This window comes from Methylobacterium nodulans ORS 2060 (assembly GCF_000022085.1).
In the GTDB taxonomy this organism is placed as follows: Bacteria; Pseudomonadota; Alphaproteobacteria; order Rhizobiales; family Beijerinckiaceae; genus Methylobacterium; species Methylobacterium nodulans.
Genome location: NC_011887.1, coordinates 1 through 15410 on the forward strand (window position 1 = coordinate 1; position 15410 = coordinate 15410).

The 15410-nt window shown below is 66.5% G+C and carries 11 protein-coding genes, 2 pseudogenes and 1 other annotated feature; of the genes and pseudogenes, 9 read left to right on the top strand and 4 right to left on the bottom strand.

Annotated features, from left to right (window positions below; all coding sequences use genetic code 11):
• The first annotated feature begins 36 nt into the window (after positions 1 to 36).
• The 5 genes from asnB to MNOD_RS38520 all read left to right on the top strand — a co-directional run bounded on the left by asnB (position 37) and on the right by MNOD_RS38520 (position 5936).
• On the top strand, positions 37 to 2001 hold the full coding sequence (gene asnB, locus MNOD_RS38500; protein WP_012631017.1) for an asparagine synthase (glutamine-hydrolyzing): 1965 nt from the start codon (positions 37 to 39) through the stop codon (positions 1999 to 2001).
• Entirely contained in the window at positions 1998 to 3122 is a 1125-nt protein-coding gene (locus MNOD_RS38505; RefSeq protein WP_012631018.1) for an FAD-dependent oxidoreductase, read from the top strand. Before asnB ends, MNOD_RS38505 begins: the two co-directional genes overlap by 4 nt.
• Entirely contained in the window at positions 3122 to 4210 is a 1089-nt protein-coding gene (locus MNOD_RS38510; RefSeq protein WP_012631019.1) for an acyl-CoA dehydrogenase family protein, read from the top strand. Before MNOD_RS38505 ends, MNOD_RS38510 begins: the two co-directional genes overlap by 1 nt.
• Positions 4207 to 4665 carry a PaaI family thioesterase gene (locus MNOD_RS38515; RefSeq protein ID WP_012631020.1) on the top strand — a complete coding sequence of 153 codons (459 nt, stop codon included), beginning with the start codon at positions 4207 to 4209 and terminating at the stop codon, positions 4663 to 4665. Before MNOD_RS38510 ends, MNOD_RS38515 begins: the two co-directional genes overlap by 4 nt.
• A 290-nt stretch (positions 4666 to 4955) precedes the next feature.
• Entirely contained in the window at positions 4956 to 5936 is a 981-nt protein-coding gene (locus MNOD_RS38520; protein ID WP_012631021.1) for an IS110-like element ISMno29 family transposase, read from the top strand.
• A gap of 191 nt (positions 5937 to 6127) precedes the next feature.
• On the opposite strand, the gene MNOD_RS38525 is transcribed toward MNOD_RS38520, so the two are convergent.
• Positions 6128 to 7060: a LysR family transcriptional regulator gene (locus MNOD_RS38525; protein ID WP_012631022.1), complete on the bottom strand. Its 933-nt coding sequence runs from the start codon at positions 7058 to 7060 to the stop codon at positions 6128 to 6130.
• 217 nt (positions 7061 to 7277) lie between these two features.
• Between MNOD_RS38525 and MNOD_RS38530 the strand changes: the two genes are divergently transcribed.
• The 3 genes and pseudogenes from MNOD_RS38530 to MNOD_RS38545 all read left to right on the top strand — a co-directional run bounded on the left by MNOD_RS38530 (position 7278) and on the right by MNOD_RS38545 (position 10266).
• On the top strand, positions 7278 to 7925 hold the full coding sequence (locus MNOD_RS38530; RefSeq protein ID WP_012631023.1) for a DsbA family oxidoreductase: 648 nt from the start codon (positions 7278 to 7280) through the stop codon (positions 7923 to 7925).
• Between the two features lie 513 nt (positions 7926 to 8438).
• Positions 8439 to 9256 (top strand): annotated as a pseudogene (locus tag MNOD_RS49715) (HipA domain-containing protein); the annotation flags it as partial.
• A 152-nt stretch (positions 9257 to 9408) separates the two neighbouring features.
• The gene (locus tag MNOD_RS38545) at positions 9409 to 10266 is read left to right on the top strand and encodes a GNAT family N-acetyltransferase (protein ID WP_012631024.1); all 858 of its coding nucleotides are present in this window, start codon (positions 9409 to 9411) and stop codon (positions 10264 to 10266) included.
• Between the two features lie 112 nt (positions 10267 to 10378).
• On the opposite strand, the gene MNOD_RS45065 is transcribed toward MNOD_RS38545, so the two are convergent.
• Both MNOD_RS45065 and eno read right to left on the bottom strand, forming a co-directional pair.
• Complete coding sequence (locus tag MNOD_RS45065) at positions 10379 to 11383, bottom strand: phosphotransferase family protein (RefSeq protein ID WP_012631025.1); 1005 nt, start codon at positions 11381 to 11383, stop codon at positions 10379 to 10381.
• Complete coding sequence (gene eno, locus MNOD_RS38550) at positions 11380 to 12660, bottom strand: phosphopyruvate hydratase (RefSeq protein ID WP_012631026.1); 1281 nt, start codon at positions 12658 to 12660, stop codon at positions 11380 to 11382. Before eno ends, MNOD_RS45065 begins: the two co-directional genes overlap by 4 nt.
• Before the next feature lie 974 nt (positions 12661 to 13634).
• Here eno and tenA point away from each other — a divergent pair.
• The gene (tenA, locus tag MNOD_RS38555; protein WP_012631027.1) at positions 13635 to 14294 is read left to right on the top strand and encodes a thiaminase II; all 660 of its coding nucleotides are present in this window, start codon (positions 13635 to 13637) and stop codon (positions 14292 to 14294) included.
• 229 nt (positions 14295 to 14523) lie between these two features.
• Here tenA and MNOD_RS45070 read toward each other — a convergent pair.
• Positions 14524 to 15381: pseudogene (locus MNOD_RS45070) on the bottom strand (IS3 family transposase).
• Positions 14962 to 15100 (bottom strand) — a sequence feature (AL1L pseudoknot). It overlaps the preceding pseudogene by 139 nt.
• Positions 15382 to 15410: the final 29 nt, after the last annotated feature.

Sequence of the window (15410 nt, forward strand, 5' to 3'; positions counted from 1 at the left end):
GCCCCCTCCCCCGATCTCACGAGAAGGACAGCAGACATGTGCGGCTTCCTCGCCGTCTTCCATGGCGGCCCGCGCCCCCTGGCGCCCTCGACCATCCTCGCCGGCCTGTCGGCGATCCGTCACCGCGGTCCCGACGAGCGCGACATCTGGCTCGACCCGGAAGCGGGGGTCGCCCTCGGCCATACAAGGCTCAGCATCATCGGCCTTTCCAATGGCCGCCAGCCGATCGCCTCGCAGGACGGGGCGCTGCAGCTGATCGTGAACGGCGAGTTCTACGATTTCGAGCGGATCCGTGCCGAGCTCCAGGCGCGGGGCTGCGTCTTCCGCACGCAGAGCGACAGCGAGATCGCGCTGCACCTCTACCGCGAATTCGGCACGGCGGGCCTCGGGCGGCTACGCGGCGAGTTCGCCCTGGTGCTCTACGATGCCGTCGAGCGTCAGCTCGTGGTGATGCGGGATCGCTTCGGCATCAAGCCGCTCTTCGTGGCCGAGCACGACGGCGCCCTCTGGGTCGGGTCCGAAATCAAGGCCCTGGTGGCGGCGGGCGTGCCGGCTTTCTGGGACCTCGATGCCTATGTCTCGCGGGGGTTCTATCTCGGCAACCGCACCCTGTTCCAGGGCATCCGCAGCCTCGCGCCCGGCCATCTCCTGATCGCCTCGCCGGGCCATATCCGCGAGCGCGCCTATTGGGATCTCGATTTCCCCGCCGCGGCGGCACTGGATAGCGCCGCCATCGACGAGGCGGAGGCGGTCGAGGGCTTGCGCGCCGAGATCCTCGAAGCCGTCGGCCTGCGCCTGCGGGCGGATGTCCCCATCGCCGTCTATCTCAGCGGCGGGATCGATTCCTCGGCCATGCTGGGCTGCGCCACCCGTCTGCGCGGCACGCCCCTCGACGCCTTCACCCTGTCCTTCACGGATGACGGCGATTACGACGAGCGCCGCTTCGCCGCCGAAGCCGCCAGCTTCAACGGCGCCCGCTTCCACCCGATCCCGGTGACGCAGGACGATCTCGCCGACGATTTCGAGGAGGCGCTCTGGCACAACGAAGTGCCGTTCTTCAACGCGCACGGGGTCGCCAAGTACCGGCTCAGCCGCGTCGTCGCGCAGGCCAGGTTCAAGGTCGTGATCACCGGCGAAGGGGCCGACGAGATATTCGCCGGCTACCCGCATTTTCGCCGCGACATGCTCCTGTACAATGCCGAGCGCCAGGATCCCGGCCTGGTGGCGGATCTGCGCGCCCGCCTCGCCCGCAGCGAGGGCGGATATGGCGGCACCACGCTTCCCGCCGACGCGGCCTGGATGACCGACCGCCTGGGACACGGCGTGTCCTGGGTCGGCAACCAATCGGCCTGGTTCGATGCCCTGCGGGCGCTCTACGACGGGCCGACGCGGCGGCGCAGCGCCGGGATCGGCGCCTATCGCCGCTTCTACAACGGCCTCGACCACGCCCGCATGGCGGGCCGAGATCCGCTGCACCGCTCCATGTATCTCTGGGCCAAGAGCTTCCTGCCCAACTTCGTCCTCACGACGCTGGGCGACCGGATGGAGATGGCCAACAGCATCGAGGGCCGCGTGCCGCTCCTCGATCATCACGTCGCCGAATACGCGGCCCGGCTTCCGGTCTGGCTCAAGATCCGGGGCGCCACCGAGAAGCATGTGTTCCGGGAGGCCATGCGGCCCTTCCTCCCCGAGGCGCTCTATCGCCGCAAGAAGCACTATTTCCGCGCGCCCCCGGCGATGTCGGCGCAGCGGAACCGGCTGGCACAGCTCGTCGCCGACACGCTGGCGAGCCGCCACCTGGAGGATCTTCCCTTCTTCGATGCTCGGGCGGTCCGCAAGGCTCACGCCGAGGCCGCCGCCCTGCCGCCCGAGCGCCAAGCCCTTCTCGATCCCATGTTCACCGAGATCACGAGCCTGTGCCTGATGCAGCGGCGCTTCGGCCTCGCGACGCACCCGGCCACCCTCTCGCCCGAGGCGAGCGTCCGGGAGGCCGCGGCATGAAGATCGGGATCGTCGGTGCGGGCCTCAACGGCCTCGCCTTCGCCCTGCTGCTGAAGCGTTTCGGCCTCAAGGCGGAGATCTTCGAGCGCGGCGACGGACCGCGCGATGCGGGCTCGGGCATCTATCTCTGGCCGCAGGGGGTGCAGGTGCTGCGCTTCATGATCGGCGACGATCGCGTCCTCGCGGCCGGCCAGCCGATCGAGTATCTCGACACCCATGACCGCGGCGGCCGGCTGATCCACCGTCAGCCGGTCCGGCTCGAAGGGTTCGAGTTCCCGGCCCCGGCGGTGATGTTCCACCGCACGCGCCTGTTCCGCCTCCTGCGGGAGGCGCTCGACGCGGATGCGGTCGCCTACAACAGCGCCTGCACAGGGATCGAGCAGGACGCGGATGGGGTCACGGCCCATTTCGCGGACGGGCGCAGCCGCCGCTTCGACCTCCTGGTCGGCGCGGACGGCGTCTTCTCCGGCGTGCGCGGCTGCATCGCTCCCGAGGCGGTGGCGACCGACACCGGGGTGGCCGCCTGCCGCGGGATCGTGACCTTCTCGGATCCGGCGCTGCACGGCGATCGCTGCCAGATCTTCAGCTATGACGGGGCGCGGGTGGTGACCTATCCACTCGATGTGCGCCAGGGGCTGCGCTACTGGTTCTACGCCTACCGGCACGGCGGTCGCCCGCTTCTCGGCAAGGCGGCCATCATGGCGCAGGTCTCCGGGCTGGCCGAACCGCTCCCGGCGATGATCGCCGCCACCGGGCCGGATGCGATGATCAGCAACCGCCTGCATCGCGTCGACGGGCTCGATGCCTGGCACAGGGGACGGGTCGTCCTTCTCGGCGACAGCGCCCACGCCATGCTGCCGACCCTGGGCTACGGCTTCACCCTCGGCCTGGAGAACGGGTTCGCCCTGGCCCAGGCGCTGCTCTGCAACTGCGACGCCACGCTCGAGAGCGGCCTGCGGCGCTTCGATCGGCGGGTGCGCCTGCGCTCCCGCGAGATGGTGGCGGTGATGAGCGACCTGACGGACCTGTTCTACTTCCAGAAGGAGGGCGCCGTCACCCGGGACAGTCTTCAGGCCCATATGGCGCGGTTCCGCACCCTCGCCGAAACGACGCTGTTCTGATGAGCGACGATGCCTATCGCCATGCGGTGCGCGCCTTCGTGGCTGCACGGATCGCCCCCGCGATCGAGGAATGGGAGCGGGCGGGCGCCTATCCGGCGAGCCTGCATGCCGAGGCGGGGGCCGCCGGCCTCCTCGCCTTCGGTGAGCCGCCCGGGCCCGCCCCGGTCGAGCATCCGGCGCGCCGGCGCATCCTGATCGAGGAGATCACCCGCGGCGGGTCGCAGGGCCTGACCATGGGACTCGCCTCGCACGGAGTGAGCCTCGCCATCCTGGCGCAGGCCGACCCGGACTGGGCCGGGCCGGTGATCCGCACCGTGCAGTCCGGGGAGCGGACCATCGCGCTCGCTCTCACCGAGCCGCAGGCCGGCTCCGACCTCGCGGCCCTGAGGGCGCGGGCGGAGCCGGTAGCAGACGGCTGGACCATCACCGGCGAGAAGCGTTTCATCTGCAACGGCACGCGGGCCGATTGCCTCGTGGTCGGGGCGGTGACGGAGGCCGGGCTCGGCCTGTTCCTGGTGGAGCGCCCGCAGCCGGGCCTGACCGCCGAGCCTCTGGCGGCGGCGGGCTGGCGCTGCCTGCCGCTCGCGGCGCTGCGCTTCGCCGGGGTTCCGGCGCGCCTCGTCGTGGCGCCGGACCGGGCAGCCCGGGTGCTGCAGCGGGCGCTCGCCCAGGAACGGCTCAACCTCGCCGTGATGGCGCTGGCCTCCGCGGAATGCGTGCGCGACGCTGCGTTGCATCATGCCCGCACGCGGATGGTGCGCGGCGCCTCCCTGGATGCGATGTCCCATATCCGCCAGCGCCTGGCGGAGATCGCCACCCGCATCGCCCTCGCCCGCTGCTTCGTCGATTCGACCGCCGCGACCGCCGAGGCCTCCCGCATCGCCATGGCCAAGAACGCCGCGGTCGCGGCGCTCGAGGAGGCGGCCCGAACGGCCGTGCAGATCCTCGGCGCGGCCGGATGCGTCGCGCCCTCGGTGGTCGAACGCACCCAGCGCGACGCGCCGCTCATCGCCATCGGCGGCGGCACCACCGAAGTCATGAACGAGATCATCGCCCGCAGCCTCGCCAAGGAGACGCCAGCCCCATGACGACGATCCCCGATCACGCGTTGCGCCACAGCCGCGCGCTGCTCGACCATGTGTTCCAGCGCCAGTGCGGCCTCACGCTCGTGGAGCAGGAGCCCGGCCGGTGCCTGTGCCGCCTGACCGTCACGCCCGCCATCGACAATCTCAGCCATTGCCTGCATGGCGGCGTGACCTACGCCATGCTCGACGTGACCAGCATGCTGGCGACCCTGCCGCTTCTCGGACCCGACGAATATGCCGTCAGCACCAGCATGGCGGTTTCGATCCTGACCGCGGTCCCGCGCAATACAGAGGCGGAATTCGAAAGCCAGGTCGTTCGCGCGGGCCGCACGATGATCTTCACCAGCTGCCGGGCCGTGCGGATCGGGCAGGATGGCCGGAGAACCGTCTTCGCCACCGGGCAGATCACGAAAGCGCGTCTGCGCCAGGACATTCGCGCCTTGACCCGCGCGGCCTGACCCGTCGGCGGCATCCGACACCCGATGATGGCTTCGCCAGGCGGATGTCGGCTTGGCTCAGGCGGATGGTTCTCCGCCCCATCCCGGATTCTCCGCCCCTTCGCGCTCCCTCTTGCATGTTTGACGGGCCGACCAGCGCACCAAGCTGTGAGGTGCGTCGCGGCCGGTGGCCACCGGCCGCGACGCGGGCGGCCGGGATCGATCTCCCTCTAGGATTGGCACCGTGGGAAAGCAGGATCCGGCCGCCCTCTGGCTCTTGTCCTGAACAGATGCTGGGGAGCAAGTCCCGTATGCAAGGCAAGGAAGTGTCCAAACAAGAGACCGCGGGCAAGTCTAGCGTGGGGATCGACGTCAGCAAGAGCTGGCTCGACGTCCACGTCCTCCCCTCCGGCCAAGCCCAGCGGTTCGCCAATACCGAGGTCGGCATCCGGCAGCTCAAGCGCTGGCTTGGGCGCTTTGCTCTGGGGCTGGTCGTGGTCGAGGCCACCGGCAAGTGGCACCGCCAGACCCGCCGCAGCCTGCATGCCTCGGGCCTGCCGGTCGCCGTCGTCGATCCGTTTCGGGTGCGCATGTTCGCCAAGGCGCAAGGCATCTGGGCCAAGACCGATCGGCTCGATGCCCGCGTGCTGGCGCAGTTTGCCGCGGTGATGGCCCCCCCGCAGCGCCCGCCGGCCTCGGACGCGCTCGAAGCGCTCCAGGAACTGGTCGCGGCCCGCGACAGCGCCGTGGCCGAACAAACCGCCCTCAAGAACCAGCTGGCCGCGGCCGCAAGCCCGTTCCTGATCCGCCAGTTCCAGGACCGTCTGGCCAGGATCGCCGCGGACATCGAGGCCCTTGCCGGCGAGATCCGCCGGCTCATCGCGGCCGATCCCGGACTGGCCCGGCGGCATGCCATCCTGGTCTCGATCCCCTCGATCGGGGACACGATCGCGGCCACCCTGGTGGCCAGCCTGGCCGAGCTGGGCACCTGCAGCAGCCGGCAGATCGGCCTGCTGGCGGGCCTGGCGCCGGTCGCCGACGATTCCGGCGCGCGCCAGGGCGTGCGGGTCATCTGGGGCGGCCGCCCGCCCGTGCGCCGCGTCCTCTACCTCGCGGCGCTCTCGGCCGCCCGCCACAACGCCGGCCTGAAAGCCTTCCACGAACGCCTGATCGCCAACGGCAAGAAGCCAAAGTGCGCCATCATCGCCGTGGCCCGCAAGCTCGCCGTGCTGGCCAACAGCCTCATCGCTCAGGACCGCCTCTGGACGCCAAATCAGCCCCAACAGGCTTGACGCCAAACACAGATGCTTTCCCGGACGACTGCAGCGCCAGCGGAAGGAGATCCGGGAACCAGCACGAGGACGTGCCGCGAAGCGGCTCCGGTTGTCCAGCGGGGCTGACAAGCGGTCGCTGCGCGACGTCTTGTGCTGGGTCTCGGGTCGCGTTCCGCTGCCGCTGCATGCGCCCGGGACAGGGGGAGCGGTCAGCCGGCCACGGCGGCGGGCGGGACATCGAAGCCGGCCTGCGTCGCGAGTGGAGCATGGTCCGCCACCGTATCGCGGAACACGCCCAGGAGGTCGAGGGCCTGGCGGAGGTTCTGGCCGATTTCGGTATAGCCGAGATGGAGCTGGACCGTCCGGCGGCCTCCCGAGTGCAGGCGGAGGGGACGGATCGTCCCGGCCGCGATGTCTGCACCGATACTATGCTCGGGAAGCCACGCGTAGCCCTGTCCCGCGCGCACGAGGGCCACCGAGGTCGCCAGATGGCCGACGGTCCAGCGCTTGCGCGCCCCGAGCCAGCCGCTGCTGAGGTTGCGCCGGCCGGAATCGCTCAGCACGATCTGCCGATGCTCCTTGAGCATCGCGTGGGTGAGGTCGCCCTCCCGATGCAGGGGGTGATCGGCGACGGCGACGCAGAGAAAACTCACTTTCAGAAGAGGTTCCATCACGGTCCCGGGCGGCAGCTGCCCGGCGATGCCGATGACGGCCCGCCCATCCTCCAGGATCTCGCTCGCCCCGGACAGGGTCGTCTCCCAAACCCGCACCGAGAAATGCGGATACAGCTTCTCGTACTCTTCGAGAGCTCGATGCAGGAGCTGCATCGGGAAGATGACGTCAACCGCAATCGAGATCTCCCCTTCGGCCTCCGGATCGAAGCTGACGCACAATCTCTCGATCTGCGCCGCGTGACCGATGAGCTCGCGAGCGCGGGGATAGATCATCTCTCCCACGGTGGTGAGGCGAGCGCGCCGGCCCTCGATGGCAAAGAGCTCCTGGCCGAGAGTTTCCTCCATCTTTCGGATCGCGTGGCTGATCGCGGATTGCGTCTTTCCCAATTTTTCCGCCGCTTGAAGGAAGCTTCCCTGTTGCGCGGTTGCAACAAACATGCGCCATTGTTCGAGCGTGATCTTCGTCATCGCGGCCTCCCGGAACGACCCCCTGCTACGGTTAACCTCCACGCACTTCGTCGGCAACAGTTTCGCGAGTTGTCTGCAGGGTGCGACGCAGATGAAGGCTCCGAATCAACCCGGCCTATGACGGAGATTTGCATGAATGGCGAATTTTATGCGCTGTCCTTCTCTCCGTGATCACGACAGCATGTGCGGCATGCTCCCGTTCGGAGAAAGGGTCGTCATGGATCGGATCAGAATCGAGTTTTTTCATGATGTCGTGTGCGGCTGGTGCTTCGTGCTGTCGCCGCGGCTGAAGCGGATCGCCGCAGACCTGCCGGTGGATATCGAGCACCGCTGCTTCGTTCTTCAGGACAGCCCGGCGGAGATGGAGCGCGTCTTCGGCTCGTTGCCGCGTGCCAAGGAGGTCATTCTCGGCCACTGGGTCCAGTGCGCGGCAGCCGACGACATCCCGGGGCGGATCAACATCGAGGGCATGCGGCGACAATCCTTCGCCTATCCGAGCGGCCTTGCCGGCACCCTGGCCTGCAAGAGCGCGGAGCGGCAAGGCGGCTCCACGGCGCATGGCGCTCTCTTCGACCGCATTCAAGCTGCCCATCTGACTGAGAACCGCAATATCGCCGATCCGCGGGTCCTGACCGACTGCGCCGCGGCGGTCGGCCTCGACATGGCCCGCTTCGAGGCCGACATGGCAGATCCTGCGACGCGGGAACTGGTCGAACAGGATCGTGCTCGCGCCCGAGCGCTCGCGATCCGCTCAATCCCGAGCCTGGTGATCGGACAGCGGGTCATCTCCTCGACGCTCCCCTATCATGAGCTGCGGCGCCGGATCCTCGCCTGCGCTGCGTCAACCCCTTCCGTCGCCTGCTGACGGTGGAGGGCGGCGGCCCTGCGACCAACCACGGAGCACCGATGATCTGTTCGGGCTCGTCGATGGCGCGCCGTCCGATCGGGAATGCAGGTTGAGGCCCCTACAGCCTACAACCCGATCACGCACAGGGAGACACTGACAACAAAAAGGATATCTCCTGTATACAGCCTGATCTTCCCTTTGAGAAATTCGCCAACGACGCGCATGTTGGCGATCATCCGACGGAACAGGTTATCGATATGAGAGCTAATTTACCTGTCCTGCAAACTTCCGATATCGAGATCAGGGAACGCCACGATCGCGGTAGGGGCACCCATCGCGGAGCGCCCCCGCACAGATCCGAGCGTGCTTTGAGACGCCGCTGGGCAGTAGGGTCGCCGGGCTCGGGTCCAAGGCGCGGCGGCGCAGCCCACGGGCGCGCCCCGCATCCTGAGCAGCACCGCGGACCGCAGCCAACTTCCGCGAATCTCAGATGCGTGAAAGTTATTGACTTCGGACGAGTACGGCGAACCTCGCGAGGGCGAGGCCGCCGAACGATACCTCATTAACCGGCCTGCCCGGGCGGCCGTGCCGGTCAACAAGGCCGCGCTTGAGTTCACCATCGCCTGACATGGCGAGCCGCTCGGCCGGTTGCGCCACGACGGCTACGAGTGGCGCTGGACCGCGGCCAAGAGCTCGGCGCCTCCGCTCGTCCGGGAGACCACCCCGGGCAAGCTTCCGCCCTTTGTCGAGTCCCTGCTCCCGGAAGGCTGGCTCGCCCAGGTCCTGAAGGCGCCCGATGCGCGCGAAGTCCTGAAGCGGGGCACGCGGTACATGTCGAACATCGCCGTCGTCACCGACCCGAAGGAGATCGCCAGACTTCCCGCTGACGTGCTGACCGCCCCGCTCTCGCAATTGAGCAAACTCGGCCGGCTCGAAGGCGAGTACACTGGTCCCGCTTGAGGCGAGATCGAAGATTCGTTCGAGCAGCGTTTGGCCGACATCTTCGCCCGCGCTGAGACGCCCAGATTATCGGGCGTCCAGATCAAGGCGCCGATGTCACTGAGCATCGACGGGCATCTGGTTCCGGCTGTCGATACGCCGTTCACCCACATCCTCAAGCCGGCCGGCACGGCGGGCTTTGAGCACCTCCCACTCGTCGAGTGGTTCTGCATTGAGCTGGGCCGCGCCACAGGTTTTGAGGTCCCAGCGTGGCCCTAGCGGATATGCCCGAGGGCATGCCGCCGGCCTTGATCGTCGAGCCATTCGACATCCGCCGAGGCCCTGACGATGAGAGGCGCTTCGCCCTGGAGGACTTCTGCTCGGTTCTCGACCTGCCGGCTGAGGCCAAAGGCCACCCAGGATTTCTTCGATCGCTATAACCGCAAGCCAGGAGGGATGCGCTCCATCATCGGAGCGCATCCCACATGATTTCTGAGGTTGTATCTAGCCTGATGTCCTATTTATCCTGTGGTTGGGTTAGGAAGACCTGACGAGGCCGAACATGACACAGGACGCCTCCGGCAAGCTGACAATCCGCGTCATGAAGCGCCATGACCTGGGCCTGGCGATCGATTGGGCTGCGGCCGAGGGCTGGAACCCGGGCCTCAAGGATGCTGATTGCTTTAAGGCTGTTGACCCAACGGGTTTTCTGGTCGGCTGCCTCGGTGACGAGCCGATCGCCTCGATCTCGGTCGTTCGGTACTCCAGCACGTTTGGCTTTCTCGGCTTCTACATTGTCCGACCGGATCAGCGCGGACGAGGTTTCGGCTATCGCCTCTGGCGGGCCGGCATTGCCTACCTGGAGGATCGCACGGTGGGTCTAGATGGTGTTGTGGCCCAGCAAGACAATTATGCCCGATCCGGGTTCGTGCTGGCGCATCGCAACGTGCGCTTCGGCGGAAGCCCGCAGGTTGAGGCTCCCCACGATGAGCGCCTGAAGTTGGTGGGCCCTGACCTCATCGAAGCCGTTTTGGCCTACGATCGACCGTTCTTTGCCGCGCCACGCGAGACCTTCCTGCGCTGCTGGCTCAAACCTGATACGCGCACCGCCGTTGCCTTCGTCGAAGACGGGACCGTTAAGGGCTATGGCGTCATCCGAGCCTGCCGAAGCGGCTACAAAATCGGACCGCTCTTTGCCGATAGCGAACGCGGGGCTGATTTGCTGTTTCAAGCGCTGGCATCCCAGGCCAAAGGCTCTCTGGTCTTCCTCGATTTGCCTGAGCCGAACCAGGCTGCCGTTCAGCTTGCAGCCTCCTACGGCCTGTCACCCGTGTTCGAGACAGCCCGAATGTATCGCGGAGAGAGGCCGGACCTGCCGCTTGCCCGGACCTACGGGATATCAACCTTCGAGCTGGGATAGCAGTTCTCGTTTGTGGAAGAACTGGCGATCAGTTACGCGATCAAAATGACAATCGGCCCATTTCATCCTTGCCACCAAGCGAACTTGCGTGTTCAGCGCAGATAGCAGCGCCTTATGACTGAACAGGTCTTTCGAGCAGTAAGCGTTTTACGTCGCACAGCGTCGTGCGTTCCTCGATTATCCCATGGCGGGCATTGGTTCTCAAAATGCCTCGCTGCTTGTCATTCAGATACTCAAGTGGCGACTTTCCATCAACTCTCGCGAGAAGCAAACATGGAAGAAGTTGAGCCGCTCTTCTCTCTACTTCGGACGGCGGCTCCCAGCTAACCTGCCGAAGATAGGTCTCAACTAAAACATCAAATGACCGAGACAATTCAGCGCAAGCGCTAGAAACAACATGCGCTTTAGCAATAAGATGATTCAGGCAGAATGCCAGATCAAAAGCAGGGTCGCCAAACCACGCGCACTCTGCATCCAGGAGGATAGGACCATCGGGACCGAGTAGAATGTTCTTCGGGCTGACATCACCATGAACAAGCACCCGCTTGGTCGCAGCCGTCGTACTGGCAACCGCGCCGATATGATCCGCCAAATCAGGGTGCGCACGCGCGGTCGCCAGCAGGTAGGGCTCAATCCGGATCGCGTGAAAGTTCGCGTCAGTGGCGAATATCGCTCGCAATCGCGGATCATCCGCCGTCGCTGCATGAATGCGGCCTACGAGATCTCCAACAGCCGCAGCGTCGCTGGAGTTGACCTGGCCGGACAAGAGTTCGGCCTTCCACAAGCGATGCCGGTCAGGCGCGAGCCACGCCATCGCGAACAGCCCGTGTTCCGGATCCTGTGCGATGGGCTGTGGTACGTGCCCTGGTGCGATCTCGTTCGCGACCTCGAGATATGCCCACTCGTAGGCATTTCGCTCGATTGGAGCAGTCCATTCGGCTGCAACCTTGAGCCGAGCGAGTGCGCGCTTCACACAAAGACTGCGGCCGGCGATGTCGACTCGCCAAATATCGGATGACACGCCGCCTGAGAGCGGGATCCAGCAGCCCTCCTCGCCTGGAGGCGCAAGCCTCATTCGGCGCAGAAAGTCAGCGAGAAGGGGCTCGGGAGCATTCATAGGGGTGCCAGACCTGTTCGGCCGGACCAGGCAAGCCCTTCCTCCTCAAGGCGGAGCAGTTGATTGTACTTGGCCAGCCGCTCGGAGTTGCGCACCGAGCCGACCTTGATCTGCCTACCCGCCACACCGACTGCCAAATCGGCCAGGAAATCATCCTCCGTCTCGCCCGAGCGGGCCGAGATGACGGTGGCATAACCAGCCGCCCGGGCAGTCGTGATCGCCTCCAGCGTGCCGGACAACGTTCCGTTCTGATTGACTTTGATGAGGGCAGCGTTCGCGATATTCTCGTCGATCCCTCGACGGATGCGATCAGGCTGTGTTGCGAATAGGTCGTCGCCCACAAGCTGAAGATGGCCGAGCGCTCGCGTCAGAGCTGGCCAGTTTGCCCAGTCATCTTCGCCGAGACCATCCTCGATCGACACGATCGGAAAGGAGGCGGCCCATTGTCGTTGTAGTTCGATCATCTCGCGTGCACCGAAACTGCGGCCCTGCCGAGCAAACGCGTAGGCACCGTTCGCGCTGGCGAGCGAGGACGAGGCAACGTCCAGGGCAATAGCCGCCTGAACGCCGGGCTCAAGGCCTGCTTGCTCGAACGCCTCGACCATAAGAGACAATGCCTCCTCTGACGTGGCAAATCCGGGGGACAAGCCTCCTTCGTCGGCGAGTAAGGTGGAAATGCCGCGCTTGGCACAGATGCTGGCTGCGGCTGTGCGGACCCGACAGATCCAATCAAGGGCCTCAGAATAGGAGGAAGCACCGATGGGGATCACCAGGAAATCCTGGACGTCCATGCCGCGCCCAGCATGCAGCCCGCCCGAGAGGATGTTGACCATCGGCATCGGCATGGACGGGGTCGTGCCGCACAACTCGGCCAGCCGGCGATGAAGGGGTATTCCTGTAGCGACAGCGGAAGCGCGTACAGCCGCGATGCTCACAGCCAGCGTCGCGTTTGCTCCAAAACGAGCAAGGTTGTGAGTGCCATCCGCCTCGCGGATTCGGTTGTCGAGGCCGACTTGGTCAAGAACGTCGCAGCCCTCGAGCAGAGCCGCGATCTCGCCACGGATGTTGGAAACGGCGCGACTGACCCCGAGACCGCCCCAGGCCTCACCGCCATCGCGCAGTTCGACGGCTTCAGCCTTTCCCGTAGAAGCGCCAGACGGGACAGAGGCGCGGACCTGGATACCATTGTCCAAGCTGATTTCTGCCTCGACGGTTGGGCGCCCGCGAGAATCGAGGATCTGGCGAGCATGAAGCCGTCGGAGCCGCGTGCACGTCATGAGCATCCCTCCCCCTGAAAGCATCAGCGCCAGCGGCGTGCATGCGATCCTGTAGAGCAGATATCGGCGTGTGTGTCGCTGCCGGTCGGGGCGGAGCCGCGAGTCCATTTCCGCGGGCGCTGCTTCGAAAGTGCCAGATGAGACCGTCGTCTGAAACGTGACCGGCTGCCGGGGCGCTGCAGTCGACACCAGCCGGCATGTTGAACGGACCACTGTTCCGAGGCGCCCTGAGCCCAGCTTCACGGTAACACGCTGCCGCCGTGTCTGCGCCACTCCCCGATTGACTTTGGGGCAGCGCTTTGCTGGTCTGCTCCCTCACCCCCACTGGCCTGCGCTCCACGTTCCGACTTCTCCATGCGCGCGATGCGGCGCGCCGAGCTGCCGACATGGGCTCCGCTCGCGTGGCAGCCGGTAGAGCTTGGGGTGCTCGCTCCGGTGGACGGACCGGTCTCGTTCGCGAGGAGGAGGTACGGGGAGTCACGGCGGGGACTACCCCCGGGCCCATTCCTCGGTGCAGTTCCTGCGATGAGGTCGTGTGTAAACTCGCCGTTCTTTTCTGGACACAACCTCGCGCCCAGCAGCCCCGATCGCCCTCCCCTGTCCACGGCTCCACTCACCCTGCCTGTGCTCTACGGGCCAGCGTCGCAATGCGCCTGATGCGATACGGAGAGAGAGAGAGAGAGAGAGAGAGAGAGACAGGGCGTGGGGTTGCGTCCAGAGCAAAGGAGGTTTCGGCCACTCAGCGCCATCGTTTGAGGGAGCGGTCGTCTGGGTTGTACCACCCCGCAGCTCACGGACGGCAGGCGGTGGAGATTCTCGCCGATTCCATCCGGAGCACGGCGCTCATTGCGCTGACGCCTGCGAGGCGCTGGGAACGCGCCCGATCCCTGCTGCTGCGGCCTAACCGGCGCCGTCACGACCCGGGTAGCGATGGCCCCAGGCCGCCCTACAATGCGCATGAAGGAGTGAGCCCGTTGTTCTCGACCGACGCCTGGACCCGCAATGCGCTGCTCTACGAGGCCGCCCGCACGCTGCCGTTCAACCGCGCGCTTGCGGACGGCACGCTGCCCATGCCGGCCTTTCGCCACTACATGATCCAGGACGCGCACTATCTCGTGGGCTTCGCTCAGGCGCTGGCGCTCGCAGCCGCCAAGTCCGATCAACCCGGCTACGTGGTGCAGTTCGCGGCCGCGGCCGCCGCTGCCATCGAGGTGGAGCGGACGCTGCACACGGACTTCTTCTCCCGCTTCGGCGTGTCGACGGAAGAGGTGGCCGCGACCCCGCCGACGCCAGCCGCGCATCATTACATCTGCTTCCTGCTGGCGAGCGGATTCCGGGAGCCGCTCGCGGTTCATCTCGCCGCCATGCTGCCGTGCTTCTGGATGTATCGCGAGATCGGGCGCGACATCCACGCACGCGCCAGCCTCGACAATCCGTACCGGGCTTGGATCGACACTTACGCCGGGGAGGAGTTTTCCCGCGCGGTGGACGCCATGATCGAGGTCACGGACGTGGTCTGGGCCGAGGCGGGCGCGAAGGAGCGGGCTGCGATGCACGCGGCCTTTACCCGCGCGGCCCAACTCGAGTGGATGTTCTGGGATTCGGCCTACCGCGATGCGACTTGGCCCGTGTAACCTTGCGCGCTCTCACGGAGTGCTCATTGCAATCTTTAGACCACCCTCGTCAGCCTGCACGGCTTGATGGTCGCTCGCCTAAACTCATCGTGCACTTCTGTACCAAACGTGGCGCCCTGCAGCCCTATTCGCCCCTATCTACGCCACACCCGCTCTGTAACCGGGGCAAGTTCCCGGGCCGTTAGGCAGGTGAACCGCTCCGGGTTTCTCGGAGGCCGTTTGGTTTGGGTCAGGCGGCCAGGGCTGGCACCTCGGCTTGGGCATAGTACCGCGCTTCGGCCTCGGCGGGAGGCAGGTTGCCGATCGGTGCGAGCAGCCGGCGGGTGTTGAACCAGGCGACCCATTCCAGAGTGGCAGACTCCACCGCTTCGAAACTCCGCTACGGGCCTCGGCGGTGGATGACCTCGGCCTTGAACAGGCCGTTGATCGTCTCTTCCCACCCCGCACAGCCCCTTTCAGACCCAGGGTTCGCATCAGCCGTGCGACCGTGCAGCGGGCGACCGCGATCCCGTCCCGGCCGAGCTGCCGCCAGACCTTGCACGCCATAGACGCAGAAGTTCGCCTCGAAGACGCGGCGGATCGCGACCATCAGCGCCGCGTCGCTCCGGGCGCGGGCCGGCCGCCGGCCGGGATCGGCGCGCCGTGCGGCATGGGCGTGAGACGTCGACGGGGCGATCGGCAGAACTCTGCAGATCGGCCTCATCCTGAGCCTGTCGAAGGACAACCCCGTAGACCGCGCGGTACTCGTCGATGAAGGCGATCATGGCCGCGACCGGCGGTCGAGCTCCGCCATCGCACAAGACGCGCTGGCCTTCCTGAGGATCTCGTTCGCCTGCCGCAGTTCGCGGTTCTCCCGCTCCAGCGCCGTGATCCGCGCGCGCTCGCCCGTGGTCGGCCCGGCCCGCAGGCCCTGGTCGCGTTCAGCCTGGCGCACCCAATTGCGCAGCGCCTCGCCCGAGCAGCCGATCTTGGCCGCAATCGAGCGGATCGCCGCGTCCTGCGAGCCGTGCTCGCCCTGGTACTCCAGCACCATCCGCACCGCCCGCTCGCGGACCTCGGCGGAGAAGGGGGGCGTGTGCTTCGTCATGGCTCCATCCTCGCAAGAGTTGGAGCCTC